Here is a 17,003-nt window from a genome sequence, read left to right on the forward strand (position 1 = left end):
TAGAAAAAGGGAGTGACACTAGTCACTCCCTCAATCTTTGAATTAAAAAATAACTTTTTCAATAAGCTAAAAGAGTGATGAATGACACTCCCAAAAATTTATTAATTTAAGCGTGTTTCACATGTACCAGTGTTAATGACTGACAATGCAGCATTTAAGTCAACTAAGTTTTGTACTGCTTCATCGGAGAAGAAAGCGATATGAGGTGTAACTAAAATATTCTCATGTCTAATTAGTTCTAATAATGTTGGATCGTCAATTGTTTGATTACTCCAATCGAATGTGAAATAATCTGCTTCGTTTTCGTAAGTATCAATCGCTGCTCCAGATAATGTGCCATCATTGACAACGTCAATTAAATCAATTGTATTAACGACAGCGCCACGTGTGGCATTTACTAATACAGCACCTTTTTTAACTTTTGCAAACATATTTTTATTAAATAAATGGTAGCTATCTTTATTGGTTGGGACATGTAATGAAATGATATCTGCATCTTGAATTGCTGTTTCCACAGAATCTTTATATTCTAAGAAATCTAATGAAGCATTTGGATAAGCATCATAACCTACAACTTTAGCACAGAAACCGTCATAGATTTTACCTGAAGCTTCACCGATGCGACCTGTTCCAATAATTGCTACGGTCATATTTTTTACAGGTCGAGACATAATGGGTGCTGCTCACGTAAAGTTATGTGCTTGAACTCGTGTTTCTATAGCTGGAAACTTACGTACTAATTGTAATGCAATCGAAACAGAATATTCAGCAATTGTCTCAGGAGAGTAACTCGGAATGTTTGAAATAACAATCCCATGTTTTTTAGCTAGTTCTAAATCATACATATCAAATCCAGCTGTACGTTGAGCAATTTGTTTAATACCATATGCTTCTAAATTTAGGATAAACTTCATCTTCTAATTTTCCAAATTGCATAGTAGTTACGCCATCGTAATCTTTTAATTGATCTACTGTGTCTTTAGATAAAAGTTCTGTAGACGTCGTCACTTCTATATTATTTTACTCTCCCCATCGAAGTGCCATGTCTTTCTCATATGCTCTAGTACCGAAAAACATAATTTTTGTCATTAAAATTACCCCATTTCTAGAATCTAGTAATAACAAGTTATAAAAAAGTTAATAAGTAGGTAAGCGTAACTTGCGGATATATATTATATTTTGTAACAATTCACAAAACAAGTTATAATATTGGTCTTTTGAATTTCTAAATAATGCAATGAAAATAAATATGTGACTTTGCCTGAATTCAATTACTTTTGTCATACTCCAAAATCCTTTATACTTTGTATGACAATAAGATTATCCTGGAAAGGAGAAATATTAGAATGAGTAATATGAATCAAACAATTATTGAAGCATTTGATTTTAGACACGCCACAAAAAAATTTAATTCAAATAAAAAGATTAGTGAAGAAGATTTTGATACTATTTTAGAATCTGGTAGATTATCCCCGAGTTCTCTAGGCTTAGAACCATGGCGATTCGTTGTGATACAAAATAAAAAGTTAAGAGATAAATTAAAACCTTATAGCTGGGGTGCTCAAAAACAATTAGATACGGCTAGTCATTTCGTATTAATTTTTGCGCGTAAAAATGTTACAGCGCATTCAAACTATGTTCAACATTTAATTCGCGGTATCAAAGAATACGAAGATAGTACCATTCCGGCAGTAGAAGAGAAATTTGATAATTTCCAAGCAAGTTTCCATATTGCTGATAATGATCGCACATTGTATGACTGGGCAAGTAAACAAACGTATATTGCTCTAGGGAATATGATGACAAGTGCAGCGTTATTAGGAATAGATTCATGTCCAATGGAAGGTTTTGATTTGGATAAAGTGACTGAAATTTTATCTGAAGAAGGTATATTAGATACAGAACACTTTGGAATTTCTGTGATGGTGGCCTTTGGATACAGAGCACAAGAACCAGCTCATGGTAAGATTCGCCAAAGTAAAGAAGATGTCATTAGTTGGATTGAATAATCACTATGAGTACATTAATTAGAGTCTGAAACATCAATCATTGTTCTGGTATTTTTCTCATTTTGACAGTCGATGATTGAATTGAAAATGTGCTTATATCAAGCTTTTTTCAACTATAGTCTGTGGACCTAACAAAGAGAATTTCATCCAGAAATTCAACAGACAAAGCAAGCTGGGGTTCGTTGCCGGGGTGAGACCACGAATTCAATATGAATTCTGTCCCACTCCCTTTCTTACGTTTAGCCAAGTAATAATTAAAAAATTAACGCATATTTAAATATACCGTTCAATTTTTTTGTTTATTTCAAATAGAAACTTTATACGTTGAATAACATCTTTTTAAGCGGGTATTTAACACTTGTGACTTCTTTTTGAAAAAATTGTAAACAGATAGTTTTGCTAAATCTGTAAAAGAGGTTACAATAAGTGTTACGAAAGTAAACGCTTACATTAAAAGAATTAAGTTAAGCATAATGCTTTTAAATATCACTAAAAAGGATGGGTTACAATGGCAAATATTAACGTAAGAGATTTTATAGATGAAAGTTATGGCTTGTTTATTAATAACGAATTCCAAGCAAGTGATAGTGGAGACACTTTAACAGTTTCTAATCCTGCGAATGGAGAAACGTTAACTCAAGTTGCTCGCGCAGGTCAAAAAGATGTTGATAAAGCAGTAAAAGCTGCACAAGATGCATTTGATGGTTGGAGCAAGATTTCTAAAGCTGAGCGTATTGACTATTTATTAGAAATTAGCCGTCGTATTAACGAAAAAGTTGAACATTTAGCTACTATTGAGTCACTACAAAATGGTAAACCTTATCGTGAGACATCTATCATTGATGTACCTCAAGCAGCAAACCAATTTAAATATTTCGCTAGTGTATTAACTACTGATGAAGGAGCAGTTAATGAAATTGACGAAAATACAATGAGTTTAGTAGTTAATGAACCGGTTGGTGTTGTTGGAGCAGTTGTAGCTTGGAATTTCCCAATTTTACTTGCTTCATGGAAATTAGGTCCAGCATTAGCAGCGGGTAACACAGTGGTTATTCAACCATCATCTTCTACGCCGTTAACATTAATTGAACTTGCGAAAATTTTCCAAGAAGTTTTACCTAAAGGTGTTGTGAATGTTTTAACAGGTAAAGGTTCTGAATCAGGCGATGCTATTTTCCATCACAAAGGTGTGGATAAACTATCATTTACAGGTTCTACTGATGTAGGTTATGGTGTAGCACAAGCAGGTGCTGAACGTATTGTACCTACAACATTAGAATTAGGTGGTAAAAGTGCCAATATTATCTTCGATGATGCAAACTTAGAACAAGTTGTTGAAGGTGTTCAATTAGGTATTTTATTCAATCAAGGTGAGGTTTGTAGTGCAGGTTCAAGATTACTCGTACAATCATCAATTTATGATGAATTATTACCAAAATTAAAAGAAGCCTTTGAAAATATTAAAGTTGGTGATCCATTTGACGAAGATGTCAAAATGAGTGCCCAAACAGGTCCAGAACAATTAGACAAAATTGAAAGCTACATTAAAATTGCGCAAGAAGATGACAAAGCTAATATTTTAACTGGTGGTCATTGTATTACAGATAATGACTTAGATAAAGGTTATTTCTTTAAACCAACAATTATTGAAATTAGTGATAATCAACATCAACTCGCACAAGAAGAAATTTTCGGTCCAGTAGTAGTAGTTGAAAAATTCGACGATGAACAACAAGCGATTGATATTGCTAATGACTCTGAATATGGTTTAGCAGGCGGTATCTTTACTACAAATATTAACCGTGCACTAAATGTAGCTAAAGCGATGAGAACAGGCCGTATCTGGGTTAACACATATAACCAAATCCCTGCAGGTACGCCATTTGGTGGTTACAAAAAATCAGGGATCGGACGAGAAGTATACAAAGATGCGATTAAAAACTATCAACAAGTCAAAAATATCTTTATCGATACAAGTAACCAAACTAAAGGTATATATTAATTGATATTATCAAAATAAATATGCAAATTTAATTTTTATAATACGAGAGTCTGGGACATAAATCCTAAATAAATAGCCAGTAAATGAGTTATTATAAATTCATTTACTGACTTCTTTGAACTTTATGTCCCAGACTCTTTGCTTTTTATACAATAAATTTTAAAAACATAGTCTTAAGGTTGATTTCATAATAATTTATCCTAAATAAACATCTTGTGCGTGGTCATCTTTTTCTAAAACATTTTTAGCAAAAGGGCATGATGCGATGATTTTTAAGTTATTATCGCGTGCATGTTCAATCACACTATTTACTAATTTTTTACCTAATCCTTGTCCACCGAGTTCATCTGAAACACCAGTATAATCAATATTAATCTCATTATTATCCACTTTTTTAAATGTGATGACTGCTTGTGGATTATTTTCATCTTCTCCCACATAAAATTTATGATCGCCTTGTTTAATTTCTTCAGCCATATATGCTCACTCCTTTAAAATGTATATAGTTATATTTATCACTTTTTGACAAATTAAAACATCATAAAGGTTATATCACTTACTTGCTTAAAGTTATTGCTTTTTAACACTGTAACCGCTATAGTGATAAACGACATTACTGCACAGAATAGGGAGGCTTATTTTGAAAAAACAGATATATTTAATGATAGCTTTATCAATAACTTTAATTTTAAGTGGATGTAATCAAGTTACAAGTAATAAGAAACAAGATCATGTGACCAGTCAACAAAAAATAAAAATATATACGACAGTTTTTGCATTCCAAAGTTTTACTCAACAAATTGGTGGCAAATATGTGGACGTAAAAACAATATATCCTCCAGGTGCTGATTTACATTCTTATAAGCCTACTCAAAAAGACATGATTAATATTGCCAAAAGTGATTTATTTATCTATTTAAGTGATCGTTTAGACCCAGTTTCCTCAAAAATTACGCAATCCATGGAGAACAATAATATGAAACTCCCATTAGCGGATGGATTGAGTCAAAATGATTTTATCAAATCTGATAATCACGATGAAGAACATGAACATCATAGCCATCATGAATCATCTAATCAAGACCCACATGTCTGGCTAGATCCTGTACTTGATAAAAACTTGCGATAAAAATTAAAAATAAATTAATTGAAAAAGACCCTAAACATCAAGGTTATTATATGAAAAATTATAAAAAATTAGATAAGGATATTGCAGATATTAATCAGCAAATGAAAGAAATTACAAAAGATACTAAAAGAGATAAAATCATAATTTCACATGACTCTTTAGGATATCTGGCACATCGTTATGGATTTAAGCAAGAAGGAATTAACGGTATGAATGATGAAGAACCAAATCAGAAAAAGCTATTAAGTATTGTAAGAAACATTAAAGATACGCATTCACCATATATTTTATATGAACAGAATATCTCTTCTAAGATCACTGATGTTATTAAAAAAGAAACGCATGCTAAGCCTTTGAGTTTTCATAATTTAGCAGTTTTAACTAAAAAAGAAGAACATGATGAGAATACGACATATCAATCATTAATGAAAAAGAATATTGGGGCTTTAAATCAAGCGCTTAATTAGTAAAAATGCAATTGGGATAATTTTATATCCAAATTGCATTTTTTTACTCTCTACACTGACTTTAATATCTAATATAACTTACAGTAGTATTGTAGTATTCTTCAAAGCCATGAATTCCATCAGCACCACCTGAACCTGATTCGCGCCAGCCTGCATGATAACCATTAACAACTTCTTCAGCTTCGCAATTGGCGTAAACTTCACCAAATTTAAGACGTTCGTTTGCAGTCATTACTTCTTGTAAATTTTCAGAGAAGATATATGAAGAAAGGCCTGCATTTGTATCATTAGCATCTTTAATAACTTGGTAAAAATCACAATAAGTGGTAATTGCAAGGACTGGACCGAAAATTTCTTCTTTAAAGACACGATCATCTTTTTTTACATGGTCTAAAATTGTTGGTTCATAGAAGTATCCTTCACGATCTAACTTATTCCCACCAATCACTAGCGTAGCACCATTATTCACAGCTACTTTAACTTTATCATGGATACTATCTAGTTGCTTCTGATTGATGATAGTACCATAATCTGTGTCATCATTAAATGGGTCGCCCACAGACAAGTTTGTCATTTTATGAGTCACTTTTTCTAAAAATGCATCATGTACATTTTCATGAACAAAGATACGTTCAGGACATGTGCAAACTTGACCAGCGTTGTTGATACGAGCTTCTACAATGTAATTGACAGCTTTATCTAAATCGGCATACGGAGTAATAAGAACAGGAGCATTGCCTCCAAGTTCTAAATTAACTTTCTTAACTGTTTGAGCAGCGTGTTCGTATACAGATTTACCTGCACGCATGCTACCAGTTAATGAGATAAGTTGAATATCTTTGTGAGTTGCTAATTGAGTACCAACAGTTTCTCCCGTGCCAGGAACAATTTGAATTAAGCCTGCTGGAATCGTTGAGGCACGGAATAGTTCAGCTAAACGTAATGTTAGTAAAGTTGTTTCTTCACTTGGCTTAATAACAATAGAGCAACCTGTAACTATGGCAGGAATGACTTTACGCATTAATACTAAAATAGGAGCATTCCATGGTACAATTCCGGCTGTAACACCAATAGGTTTTTTCGTAATTTGAATAGTTTCATTTTTTACACTATTCTGTAAGACGCTACCTTTATCGCTCATACTTAAACTTGTCATATAATCAATAAAGGTAATAGATTTATCAATTTCTCCATAAGCTTGAGCTAACGTTTTACCTTGTTCTTTCACATATAGTTGGGCAATATCTTCACGATTTTTTTCAAGTAAAGGTATCAATAATTTAACATGCTCAGCACGCGTTGGTTGCGGAACGCGTTCCCACTCAAGTTGCGCGTGTTTAGACTTTTCAATCGCTTCATTTACTTCATTTACTTCTTCTTTAGTAGCAAATGTAATGGTATCAAATGCTTTACCTGTAGCTGGATTGATAATATCCATCGTTTCTGTAGATTTACTTTCTATAAATTCATTGTTAATAAATAATTGATTTGTCATGTTAACACACCTCCACATGTTGTATTCCCCAAATTTATTTTCCTAATTTTAAAAATAATACCCAACTGTTTTAAAGATATTTTGAACAATAGTATCAAAAAAAGTCAGGCATAGTATTTGAACTTGCCTGACTAAAATATTATTTACGTGTCAATCCTTTATAAAATACAGGGATAAGTAGAATAAATCCAAATAAGCCCATTATTGGAAAGACTTTTCTGATGAGTGAAATAAATCCTATAAATGTACAAATAAAGGTAATGATGGTCATTAGAATAATCAATGTGTAATAGTGTTGAGTAAATGGTTGACTAAAACGAGAGGCGAGGGCATACATCAAACCTACCACCGTATTATAGATAACTAAAACCATAATGACAGACATAATCATACCAATAGATGGTGATATTTGTTTAGCTAAAAGTAACGAAGGTAGAGCTACATGTTTAATTTGATTAAATTCAGTAATCAATCCAAGATTAATCATTAATAATAAGAAAGTAATAATAAGTCCGCCTATCAGACCGCTATAAACGGTTGCTTTCTGATATTTTAATTTACCGCCCATTACAGTTAAAAAACTAAATGCAGCAGCTATCTGTAAACTCGCATAATTGATTGCATCAAACCACCAACCTGGAGAGATGGATTTATTATGATTTGAATAGTCATTTGCGGTACTAAAATTAACATCACCTGTTATAAAGTAGTATATTGCAATCATTACAACAACAGATACTAAGAAGGGGGTAACACCACCCAAAACTGCAATCAGTCGATCGAATTTTAAAAATAAAGTTAATAAAATAAGAATTACTAAAATCAGTGAGCTCAACCAGAATGGCAATCCAAAGCTCTCATTTATTGTAGATGCACCGCCAGCAGTCATTATAATAGCTAGCGAGAATAGAAATATCGTTAGTATAATATCAAATAATTTGGCTATCATTGGATGCAAATAGTAATGTATGGATTCGGAGTGATTTTGAGATTTAAGACGGTAGCCAGTATTCAAAACAAAAATTCCGCCTAATGTAATGATGAGCCCAGTAACGAGAATGCCACCAATACTATAGATACCATTACTTGTGAAAAATTGGAAAATTTCCTGACCTGTCGCAAATCCTGCTCCTACTACAACGCCAACAAAGGCGAAGGCAACAATGATGGATTCTTTAACAGTGTTCATTTAACATACAAATCCCTTCAAAAGCTATCAAATTTTATATATTTGACTTTCAAAAAGTTCAAAAATTACATTAATCTATTGTAGATGATATGAGAGAAAAAATAAATAGCAAAGTTCATTACAAGTGTACTATTGTATAAATAGGATGTACTCGAATTAGCATGAAGTTGATTGAATGACTGTAGTATCTGTAAAAGATATGATAAGGTTAACTATAATTTGAAACATTGTATGTCGTTAGAAAATTTACAAAACTTTTAAGCAAATCATAATGTATTGGTACATCATTTTTGATAGTATAGGTCAATATTCAATATAAAATGGAAGTAAAAATTATAAGAAGGTGTTCGTATGTCATTGGACTTACCAGTGATGCTAACGATTGTTTTATTTTTAGCATTAGGAATCTTTAGTCAATGGTTAGCGGCTAGAATTAAATGGCCATCCATTGTTGTCATGGCAATAGTAGGTTTACTTGTGGGTCCTATTTTGGGAATCGCAAACCCTAAGGAGGCTCTGGGTTCAGATGTCTTTAGCCCAATTGTTTCATTAGCAGTTGCGATTATATTATTTGAAGGTAGCAGTAACTTAGACTTTAGAGAGCTTAAAGGTATCTCTAAAGCGGTGGTTAGAATTATCACAGTTGGTGCAGGTATTGCATGGATATTAGGCACAATTGCACTACATACGATATTAGATTTTCCACTATCCGTATCATTTGTTATGGGTGGATTGTTCTTAATTACAGGTCCAACAGTCATTCAACCATTGTTAAAACAAGCGAAAGTGAAGCGTAATGTTGACTCTGTATTAAGATGGGAAAGTATCATTTTAGATCCAATTGGACCTATGTTAGCTTTAACTGCATTTTACATTTTCCAAATCCTTGAACAAGGGATTAGCTTTATAGTCATTGTTCTCTTTATTCTAAAAATGATTGCAGTGGTACTTATTGGCTTTGGAGCATCATATTTATTTAATTGGTTGATACGTAGAGATAAGATACCACAAAGTTTGATGCCTCCCATTCAATTCGTATTTATATTATTAACATTTAGTACTTGTGACGAAATATTATCAGAATCCGGATTATTAGCAGTAACAATTTTTGGATTAATGATGGTACGTCAAAAACGTCATGATTTAATCTTTAAAGAATCTGATCATTTTATTGATAATGCTTCTTCTATACTTGTAAGTACAGTGTTTATTTTAATTACATCCTCTTTAACAAAAGATGTATTATTAAATGTCCTTTCATGGCAGTTAATTATCTTTAGTATAGTCATGATTGTACTCGTTAGACCTATTTCAGTATTTGTTTCTACGTTTGGTACTGAAATTACTAAAAAGGAACGTGCAATTGTTGCTATGATGGCACCAAGAGGGATTGTTGTATTAACTGTAGCGCAATTCTTCTCAAGTTTATTTATGGATGATCATATTGTGATGGCTAAATATATTACACCAGTTACATTTGGTTTAGTATTCATTACGGTAGTTATCTATGGCTTTAGTTTTACACCTCTAAGTAAATTATTAAGCGTCGCAAGCAACGAGCCACCGGGTGTTATCATTGTAGGGGAAAGTGAGTTCTCATTCCACCTTGGTGTGAATTTGAGAGACCATGGCATACCAGTCATGATGTTTAATCTATTTGAAAATACTTCTGAAAAGGCACATGAAGCAGGATTTGAAGTATTCAACGGTAATTTATTATCTAGCAGTGACAGAATTTATTCAGACTTATTGCGTTATAATAAATGTATTTTGATGACGCAATCCTTTATTTTTAATAGTTTAGCATTTAATGAGCTCGTGCCAGAATTTGGCTTGAATAATGTGGACATGATGCCGGTATCATTTAATGATGAACAGGCACGAAATAATTTAAATGGGCCTATCAGAAACCATATATTATTTGATGAGAATCATACACCACGCTGGTTTAATAGCTATATTACACAACACAATATTGTTGAAGTGCCAGCAGAAGAGTACCACGAGCTTACCGATAAAGATATGCTGATTTATTATATTAGTGAAGATAAAGAGGTAACATTCAAACGTAGTAATAGAGAAATGCCTGGACATGAATCAGGTGTTTATGGTATCTTAAGAAATGCTTATGATGCATAAAAAAGAGGCTGGGATTTCATGTTCCTGCCTCTTTTTGTATTAGATAAAGACTATTTAAATCATTAGTATTATTTTAAGTATCTATCATGCATAAGTATTTTTAGAATATCAATTTGATCTTGCAATTGTTTACCGACATTTGTATCTCTTATTTTTTTGCGTTGCAATTCTTCATCTACAACACGTTTGACTGATAATTCATCGGCACCTACAGCTAATACTTTTTCCTTAGTATTAAATTCTTGATGAGCTACGAGTTGCATACCAAATGAATTATAGAGTAGGGTATATCCGGCGATACCTGTAGTTGATTGATAAGCTTTAGAGAAACCACCATCAATGACTAACATTTTACCATCTGCTTTTATTGGGTCTTCGCCATCAATCTCTTTGACTGGTGTATGTCCATTAATGATACGTCCTTCATCAGGATTCAAACCAAAGTCTTTGAGCATCTTACGAATCATATCTACATCTTCACGAAGGTGATAGTAAGGATTTTTAATCTCTTTATGAGATGCTTTATCTTCAATAAAGTAACGTTCAAATGTTGTCATTGCACGTTTACCGAATAAAGATGAATATTTGCCTGTCCATAGGTACCACACTAAGTCCGTTGAAATATCATCCGTAGACTCTTTATGGTCAAAGGCTTCTCTGACATGATGTTCAAAGACATCTAAAAGTTCACGCCCACTTAATCGTTCGCCTTCTATCTCAAATGCTTCCATTTCCCCATTCTCATCAACTGGAATACATCCGTGAATAAGAAGGTTACCATTATAAGGTAGGTAAAGCTTTCCTTCACGCATTAAGAATGACATATGACGTCGTAATTTCTCAGATTGTTGGAATGAGAGTAATAATTTATCTACGACTTCTTGCTCTTCAGGCAATAGTTTTGCAGGATCTTTAGGGTCGACAGTTTGGAAACATGTATCTTTAAGTGGATATGTTTTACCATAAACTGTAATTTCATTTTTATCATAATCAATTTTTTCTAAGACTAAACGTTCTTCCATTTCAAAAGAAGGTCGACGTTTAATAATAGTCATTTCTAGTTTAAATTGAATCATCGCAATAGCTTGATGTATTTTTGTTATTTGGCTTTCTTCGCGTTTAGTTAAGCTCACTTCTTTATCTGGTCGTTTCTTAGGTTTGAAGGCAGGATTGTTTGTGTCATAATATTTTTCAGCAAGGGTGAGTAAAGGACGTAAATTGATTCCATATGCATCCTCGATAATATCTAAATTATCATAGCGCGCACAAATACGTAGAAGGTTAGCTAGACACACTTTTGAACCTGCGAAAGCCCCAATCCATAGTACATCATGGTTACCCCATTGAATATCTACTGAGTGGTAGTTAATCAATGTATCCATAATCTTATCTGGCTTTGGTCCACGATCATAAATATCACCTACCACGTGTAAATGGTCTACGACTAAACGTTGTACAGTATACGACAAACCGATGATTAAGTCGTCAGATTGTTCTAATTCTATAATTTGATTGACCAGTGTTTCATAATAAGGTTTCTTGTTATGAAACTCATTACTTTTATAAAGGAGTTCTTCGATGATATAGACAAATTGTTCAGGTAAAGCTTTGCGTAGTTTTGAACGTGTATATTTTGATGAGCAGTATGTAATTAAATCAATTAAACGTTCGATGGTAGTGATGTACCATTCATTTAATTTGCCAATGGAATCAAAGTTATTTTTGACTAATTTTAATTTTTCTTCTGGATAGTAAACTAAAGCTGCTAAGTCATTAATTTCTTGTTGAGAAAGTTTGTCTTTAAATATGTCATTAATTTTAGCGCGGACGTTACCTGAACCATTTCTTAACACATGTTGGAATGATTCATATTCGCCGTGAAGATCACTGACAAAATGTTCGGTTCCTTTTGGTAATTCTAAGATAGACTCTAAGTTGATAATTTCAGTAGCTAGTTTTTCTGCACTATCAAACTTTTGTGAGAGTAAATCTAAATATTTTCGTTTCATTTCACTTTCTGTAATATGGGTCATGCTTAGTCACCTCTGATTATTATTTCCGACCGTATGTACATATACATTATGAATAATGCGCTTACATAAATTATCTTGAAAAAGTACTTATTTTTCAATGATTGCGTACTAAAAATTTAAATTTATTAAAAAAAGCTAAGTAAACCATTCAATTGATGGATAACTTAGCTTAAGATTTATTTTACTCTTTTGCGACGTTTCATGAAGTAGCGGATAATGAAGTAGATAATTGCAACAATAATGAGTACATACATAATTCGTGAATATGTATGTATACCATTCATTAAAGCGCCAAAGCTATCGCTTAATAATCTACCAAGTAATATTAAAGCAAAATTCCAAATCGTTGTACCAATTAACGATAACACAGTAAATTGAACGACATTCATACGATTGACACCTGCAGGGATAGTGATTAACACACGAAGTACTGGCACAAATCTACATAATAAAACTGCCCAAGCACCGTATTTTTTAAACCAATCGTTCGCTCGCTTTAAATCTTTACTCTTTAGCTTCATCCATTTACCATGACGATCTACAAAGCGATATAATCTTTCCTCTGAAATTAATCTACAGATGTAGTATAAGATTAGTAAACCGATGAATGAAGCGATGGTCGTAATAATTAATAATGTCCAAATAGATAAGTGTGACTTTACAGAAAGTAGTCCGGCAAACGTTAAAATAATCTCAGAGGGAACGACAGGTAAGACGTTCTCAAGTAAGATTAGTATGAAGATTGCTGTGTAATCCCACTTACTTATAAAATCAGTAATGATTTGTTCCATATAAACTTTGTTTCTCCTTTTATATTTAACATTATGCCGTTTTGATTATGCTCATTATAAATATATTAACAAGAAACGTTTTAAAAAGGCAACAAAAATACTCGGATTAACGTAAAGACTTTAATAAAGTGTGATACAAACCATGTGCTTCTTCTTCACTATGAATTCCATAGGCATTCATTCGTCCATCTTTAAAGAGTGTAAACTCATATGAAGCATAATGAATTAATTTAGCAAATGAAGTTGATTTAACAATATTTCCAGGAAAATATTCCGCATGCTCAAACGCTTGTTGAGGAAATCTAAAAAGACATGCATTACCACACATAGACTCAATATTGCTTTCTTGTTTAGTCTCAAGCAATTTATAATGTTCTTTTTCACACACCGGGCAGTCTTTATTTTTAAGAATATCGATGTTTAGCGCTTTATATTTGAAATTAAATGCATCTATATAGTGATTAACTGTTTAGAAAATCCTTTTCCAGAAAGATAACGGACGGCTTCTGCTACTTCATAACTCACAACTATTGAAATAATAGGGGGGCAAGACACCATTGATAGCGCAACTTCCCCCAGTATTTGGAATACTTTGCATTAAACATTTTAAACAATGTCCTTGATGATCAATGCCATAAACTGAACCTTTACTTCTAACAGCGGCACCGTATATCCAAGGAATTTGATATTTATGACTGACTTCATTGATTAAAAAGCGAACTTTAAAATTATCCATACCATCAATGATGATATCTGGTTGTGTATCTTCGATGAGTGTTTCAATATTAGAAGAAGTGACTTCCTTATCAAAGGTGGTAATATCAATCTCAGAGTTAATTTGATGAACTTTTTTCTTAATGGCTTCAACCTTTGAAGTAAGTGTATAAGCATCTGATTCATCAAATAATGTTTGACGATGTAAATTTGATATTTCTACGATATCCATATCAACTACTGCAAAATGGTGAGCACCCATACGTGCTAATTGGTCAATGATATGGCTACCTAAAGCACCGGCACCGAAGACGAGTATGCGAGAAGAAGACAGGCATCTTTGCCCATCCGTTCCAAGTGATTTAAACCTTATTTGTCTTTCATAACGTGACATATTATAAAAATCCTAAACCTTCAGATGGACTAGATGCTTGAGCAGTATATTTCACAGGTATACGTCCAGCTTCATAAGAAAGTCTACCGGCATGGATTCCAAGTTTCATTGCTTCTACCATTTTCACTGGGTCTTTGGCAGCAGAAATGGCTGTGTTTAGCAAGCACCTAATTCCATAGTATGACAAGCATCTTTAGGTGATCCGATGCCAGCATCTACAATGACTGGTACATTGGCATTTTCAATAATATAACTTAAATTTAACGGATTATTAATGCCTCTTCCAGTACCAATCGGTGAAGCGAGTGGCATGACAGCATGAATGCCTAATTCTTCTAGACGTTTTGCTAAAACGAGGTCATTTGAAATATATGTGCAGACTATATAACCTTTTTCTAATAAGACTTTACAAGCTTCATAAGTTTCAAAAGGATCTGGTAATAAAGTTACATCATCACCGATGACTTCGACTTTAATCATGTCACATACACCTGCATGATTAGCAATTTCTGCAATACGAATTGCTTCTTGAGCCGTTTTAGAACCAGCAGTATTTGGGAATGTAATAAAATCTTTTAGATTTACATTCGCAAATGGGTTAGGTAAGGTGCGATCGTATAAGTTCATACGGCGCACCGCAAAAGTAAGCACATTTGTTTCTGATGCTTCAATCGCTTTTGATTGAATATCTTCATTGTCAAATTTATCTGTACCTAAAAGTAATCGAGATTGTAATTCTAAATTTCCTATTTTAAACATCTTATCCACCTCCAACAATTTCTAATAATTCTAAACGGTCATCTTCTCTAACCGTATGTTCTGTGTAATTATCTTGCTTAATGAGTTCTTTATTCATTTCAACAATGACGCGTTTTGGGTCTAAGTCGAGTGACAGTAAGACATCTTGTATCGACTGTTCTCGTTCAAAAGTAAATGAATCGCCATTAATGATACACTTCATGATTATTCCTCCTTGACACACTAAAGCTTGAATAACGTGGTGGGTATAATACCAGAGAGTAACCAATTCGCGATATCCCGACCAATGATAGGTGACAGAGGGATACCATTACGATAGTGCCCACTTATTATATATAAACCATCGTCGATTTGATCCATGATTGGAATTTCTTTCTTGGTATAAGGTCTGACACCAGACCATTTTTTTAGGATTCGGCTGTTTTCTAGTTCGGGGACACGTGCACATGCGTGATTTAAGAGCCAGTTCGAACCTAGTTCAGTCGTACCTACAGAGTAATTATTAAAATCACTTGTTGCACCAATTAAAAATCGATTTGGTTGCTTTGGTACGATGTAACAACCGTTTGTCGTAAACAGCGTCTCAGAAAGTTGCAGTTTACCACTTTCTAATAAAATGACTTCACCTTTAACGCCAATTACTTGCCTTTGAAGTTGATAATCATGACCATGCGCCACCAGCTACAATCACTTTATGAGCTTCTATTGGAGATGATTCACTTGTTAAAATCGTATAATAGCCGTTATTTCTTTTAATTGAATAAACCTCAGTAGAATAATAACGCGTACTATGTCTTTACTTAATTGATTCTAACAAGGCATTAGTATAATTATGGGCATTAATTTGACCATCGTGAGGAATATGAATTGCTGCATATGATGGTTCTACTGCACCTTGAGTTAAGTGAATTAACGCTTCATTATTAAGTTGTTTAACACTAGAATCTTTGCCAGTTAAAAAGTGATATTGATGTTCAAGGGACGCCACATCACTTTCTTGATTCGCTATTTTAATCAATCCGGAATTATGAAATTGTATATCTATACTTGTTTCATTTAGTAATGATTCGCTAAGTTGTGGAAACATTGACCGAGATTCAATGGCTAATTGAAATAAGTCACTATCATGTGTGAATTCATTTTGAGCACCAAGCATACCGCCTACTTTATATGAAGCATGTTTGCCTGGAACATCTCTATCTATTAACACAACACAACATCTAATTGTGTTTCGCTAAGTTGTCTAGCAATCGACATGCCTATGACACCAGAACCAATGATTAATACATCATGCATGTTGAGACCACTCCTTTCTTAAGTGTTGAATCTCTTCTAACGTTGCAGTTATAAAATATGAGATTGCACATATTCCTGAAAAGTCTTTTGGAATTTGTTTGATTGTATTGTTATTTATACCGCCAATGGCATAAGTAGTGATAGGAATATGTAAGACATCTTGAATCTCTTTGGTCGTCCGTGGTGGCGTATCTGGATGTGACATAGTAGGGAAAAGATGACCGAAAAAGACATAGTCTAGCCTTTTTTTCTACATAAGTTAACCGTTGCGACATCGTGCGTCGACATGCTAACAATGATATTTGGATGTGATGCTTTATAAGAAAATGTCGTTGTATCGTTATTTTTAAAATGGATACGAGAAAGATTTAGTTCTTCTAAAAGTGTAATATCACTGTGAATAATGATTTTATCTTTCTCAAAACCGTGTTGAGTCAACTGAATGATTTTGTCTTTTAATTCGTCATAATTCATTGACATACGAAATAAAAGACCGTCAATCTTTTTTCAATGGTCATAAAATGCTGTAAATCTTCGTCAGTAATTTGTTTATCGTAAGTGATTGCGATAAATATATGTATCACCC

9 protein-coding genes and 6 pseudogenes are annotated in these 17,003 nt (G+C 33.2%); 4 read left to right on the forward strand and 11 right to left on the reverse strand.

The window, feature by feature from the left end; translation table 11 throughout:
* Window positions 1–101 precede the first annotated feature (101 nt).
* Window positions 102–1,089: pseudogene (locus DYE57_RS02000) on the reverse strand (D-lactate dehydrogenase).
* A gap of 257 nt (window positions 1,090–1,346) precedes the next feature.
* Here DYE57_RS02000 and DYE57_RS02005 point away from each other — a divergent pair.
* Both DYE57_RS02005 and DYE57_RS02010 read left to right on the forward strand, forming a co-directional pair.
* Entirely contained in the window at window positions 1,347–2,009 is a 663-nt protein-coding gene (locus DYE57_RS02005) for an NAD(P)H-dependent oxidoreductase (RefSeq protein ID WP_115312677.1), read from the forward strand.
* A gap of 508 nt (window positions 2,010–2,517) precedes the next feature.
* Window positions 2,518–4,011, forward strand: coding sequence for an aldehyde dehydrogenase family protein (locus DYE57_RS02010; RefSeq protein WP_115312678.1), 1,494 nt, complete (start codon window positions 2,518–2,520; stop codon window positions 4,009–4,011).
* 195 nt (window positions 4,012–4,206) lie between these two features.
* Here DYE57_RS02010 and DYE57_RS02015 read toward each other — a convergent pair whose 3' ends face one another.
* The gene (locus DYE57_RS02015) at window positions 4,207–4,488 is read right to left on the reverse strand and encodes a GNAT family N-acetyltransferase (RefSeq protein ID WP_115312679.1); all 282 of its coding nucleotides are present in this window, start codon (window positions 4,486–4,488) and stop codon (window positions 4,207–4,209) included.
* Between the two features lie 163 nt (window positions 4,489–4,651).
* On the opposite strand from DYE57_RS02015, the pseudogene DYE57_RS02020 reads away from it, so the two are divergent.
* Window positions 4,652–5,607 (forward strand): annotated as a pseudogene (locus DYE57_RS02020) (metal ABC transporter solute-binding protein, Zn/Mn family).
* Between the two features lie 61 nt (window positions 5,608–5,668).
* Here DYE57_RS02020 and DYE57_RS02025 read toward each other — a convergent pair.
* Both DYE57_RS02025 and DYE57_RS02030 read right to left on the reverse strand, forming a co-directional pair.
* Window positions 5,669–7,102 (reverse strand): aldehyde dehydrogenase, encoded by a 1,434-nt coding sequence (locus DYE57_RS02025; RefSeq protein WP_115312680.1) that lies wholly within the window; start codon window positions 7,100–7,102, stop codon window positions 5,669–5,671.
* Between the two features lie 139 nt (window positions 7,103–7,241).
* Window positions 7,242–8,291 carry a YkvI family membrane protein gene (locus DYE57_RS02030; RefSeq protein WP_115312681.1) on the reverse strand — a complete coding sequence of 350 codons (1,050 nt, stop codon included), beginning with the start codon at window positions 8,289–8,291 and terminating at the stop codon, window positions 7,242–7,244.
* 351 nt (window positions 8,292–8,642) lie between these two features.
* Here DYE57_RS02030 and DYE57_RS02035 point away from each other — a divergent pair, with 351 nt between their 5' ends.
* A complete protein-coding gene (locus tag DYE57_RS02035; protein ID WP_115312682.1) occupies window positions 8,643–10,430 on the forward strand; it encodes a cation:proton antiporter in 1,788 nt (595 codons plus the stop codon).
* Between the two features lie 68 nt (window positions 10,431–10,498).
* On the opposite strand, the gene DYE57_RS02040 is transcribed toward DYE57_RS02035, so the two are convergent.
* The 7 genes and pseudogenes from DYE57_RS02040 to DYE57_RS02070 form a co-directional block, all read right to left on the reverse strand.
* Window positions 10,499–12,463 carry a fructose-1,6-bisphosphatase gene (locus DYE57_RS02040; protein ID WP_115312683.1) on the reverse strand — a complete coding sequence of 655 codons (1,965 nt, stop codon included), beginning with the start codon at window positions 12,461–12,463 and terminating at the stop codon, window positions 10,499–10,501.
* Window positions 12,464–12,639: 176 nt separating this feature from the next.
* Window positions 12,640–13,254, reverse strand: a complete 615-nt coding sequence (gene uptA, locus DYE57_RS02045) for an undecaprenyl phosphate transporter UptA (protein ID WP_115312684.1) — start codon at window positions 13,252–13,254, stop codon at window positions 12,640–12,642.
* Between the two features lie 106 nt (window positions 13,255–13,360).
* Window positions 13,361–14,362: pseudogene (locus DYE57_RS02050) on the reverse strand (thiazole biosynthesis adenylyltransferase ThiF).
* A gap of 1 nt (window position 14,363) precedes the next feature.
* Window positions 14,364–15,121 (reverse strand): annotated as a pseudogene (locus tag DYE57_RS02055) (thiazole synthase).
* A gap of 1 nt (window position 15,122) precedes the next feature.
* Complete coding sequence (gene thiS, locus DYE57_RS02060; protein WP_115312685.1) at window positions 15,123–15,323, reverse strand: sulfur carrier protein ThiS; 201 nt, start codon at window positions 15,321–15,323, stop codon at window positions 15,123–15,125.
* Window positions 15,307–16,417 (reverse strand): annotated as a pseudogene (locus DYE57_RS02065) (NAD(P)/FAD-dependent oxidoreductase). The gene thiS and the pseudogene DYE57_RS02065 overlap by 17 nt, the downstream one beginning before the upstream one ends.
* Window positions 16,410–16,998 (reverse strand): annotated as a pseudogene (locus DYE57_RS02070) (thiamine phosphate synthase). Before DYE57_RS02070 ends, DYE57_RS02065 begins: the two co-directional pseudogenes overlap by 8 nt.
* Between the last annotated feature and the right edge of the window lie 5 nt (window positions 16,999–17,003).

Source organism: Staphylococcus saccharolyticus (assembly GCF_900458815.1).
GTDB lineage: Bacteria > Bacillota > Bacilli > Staphylococcales > Staphylococcaceae > Staphylococcus > Staphylococcus saccharolyticus.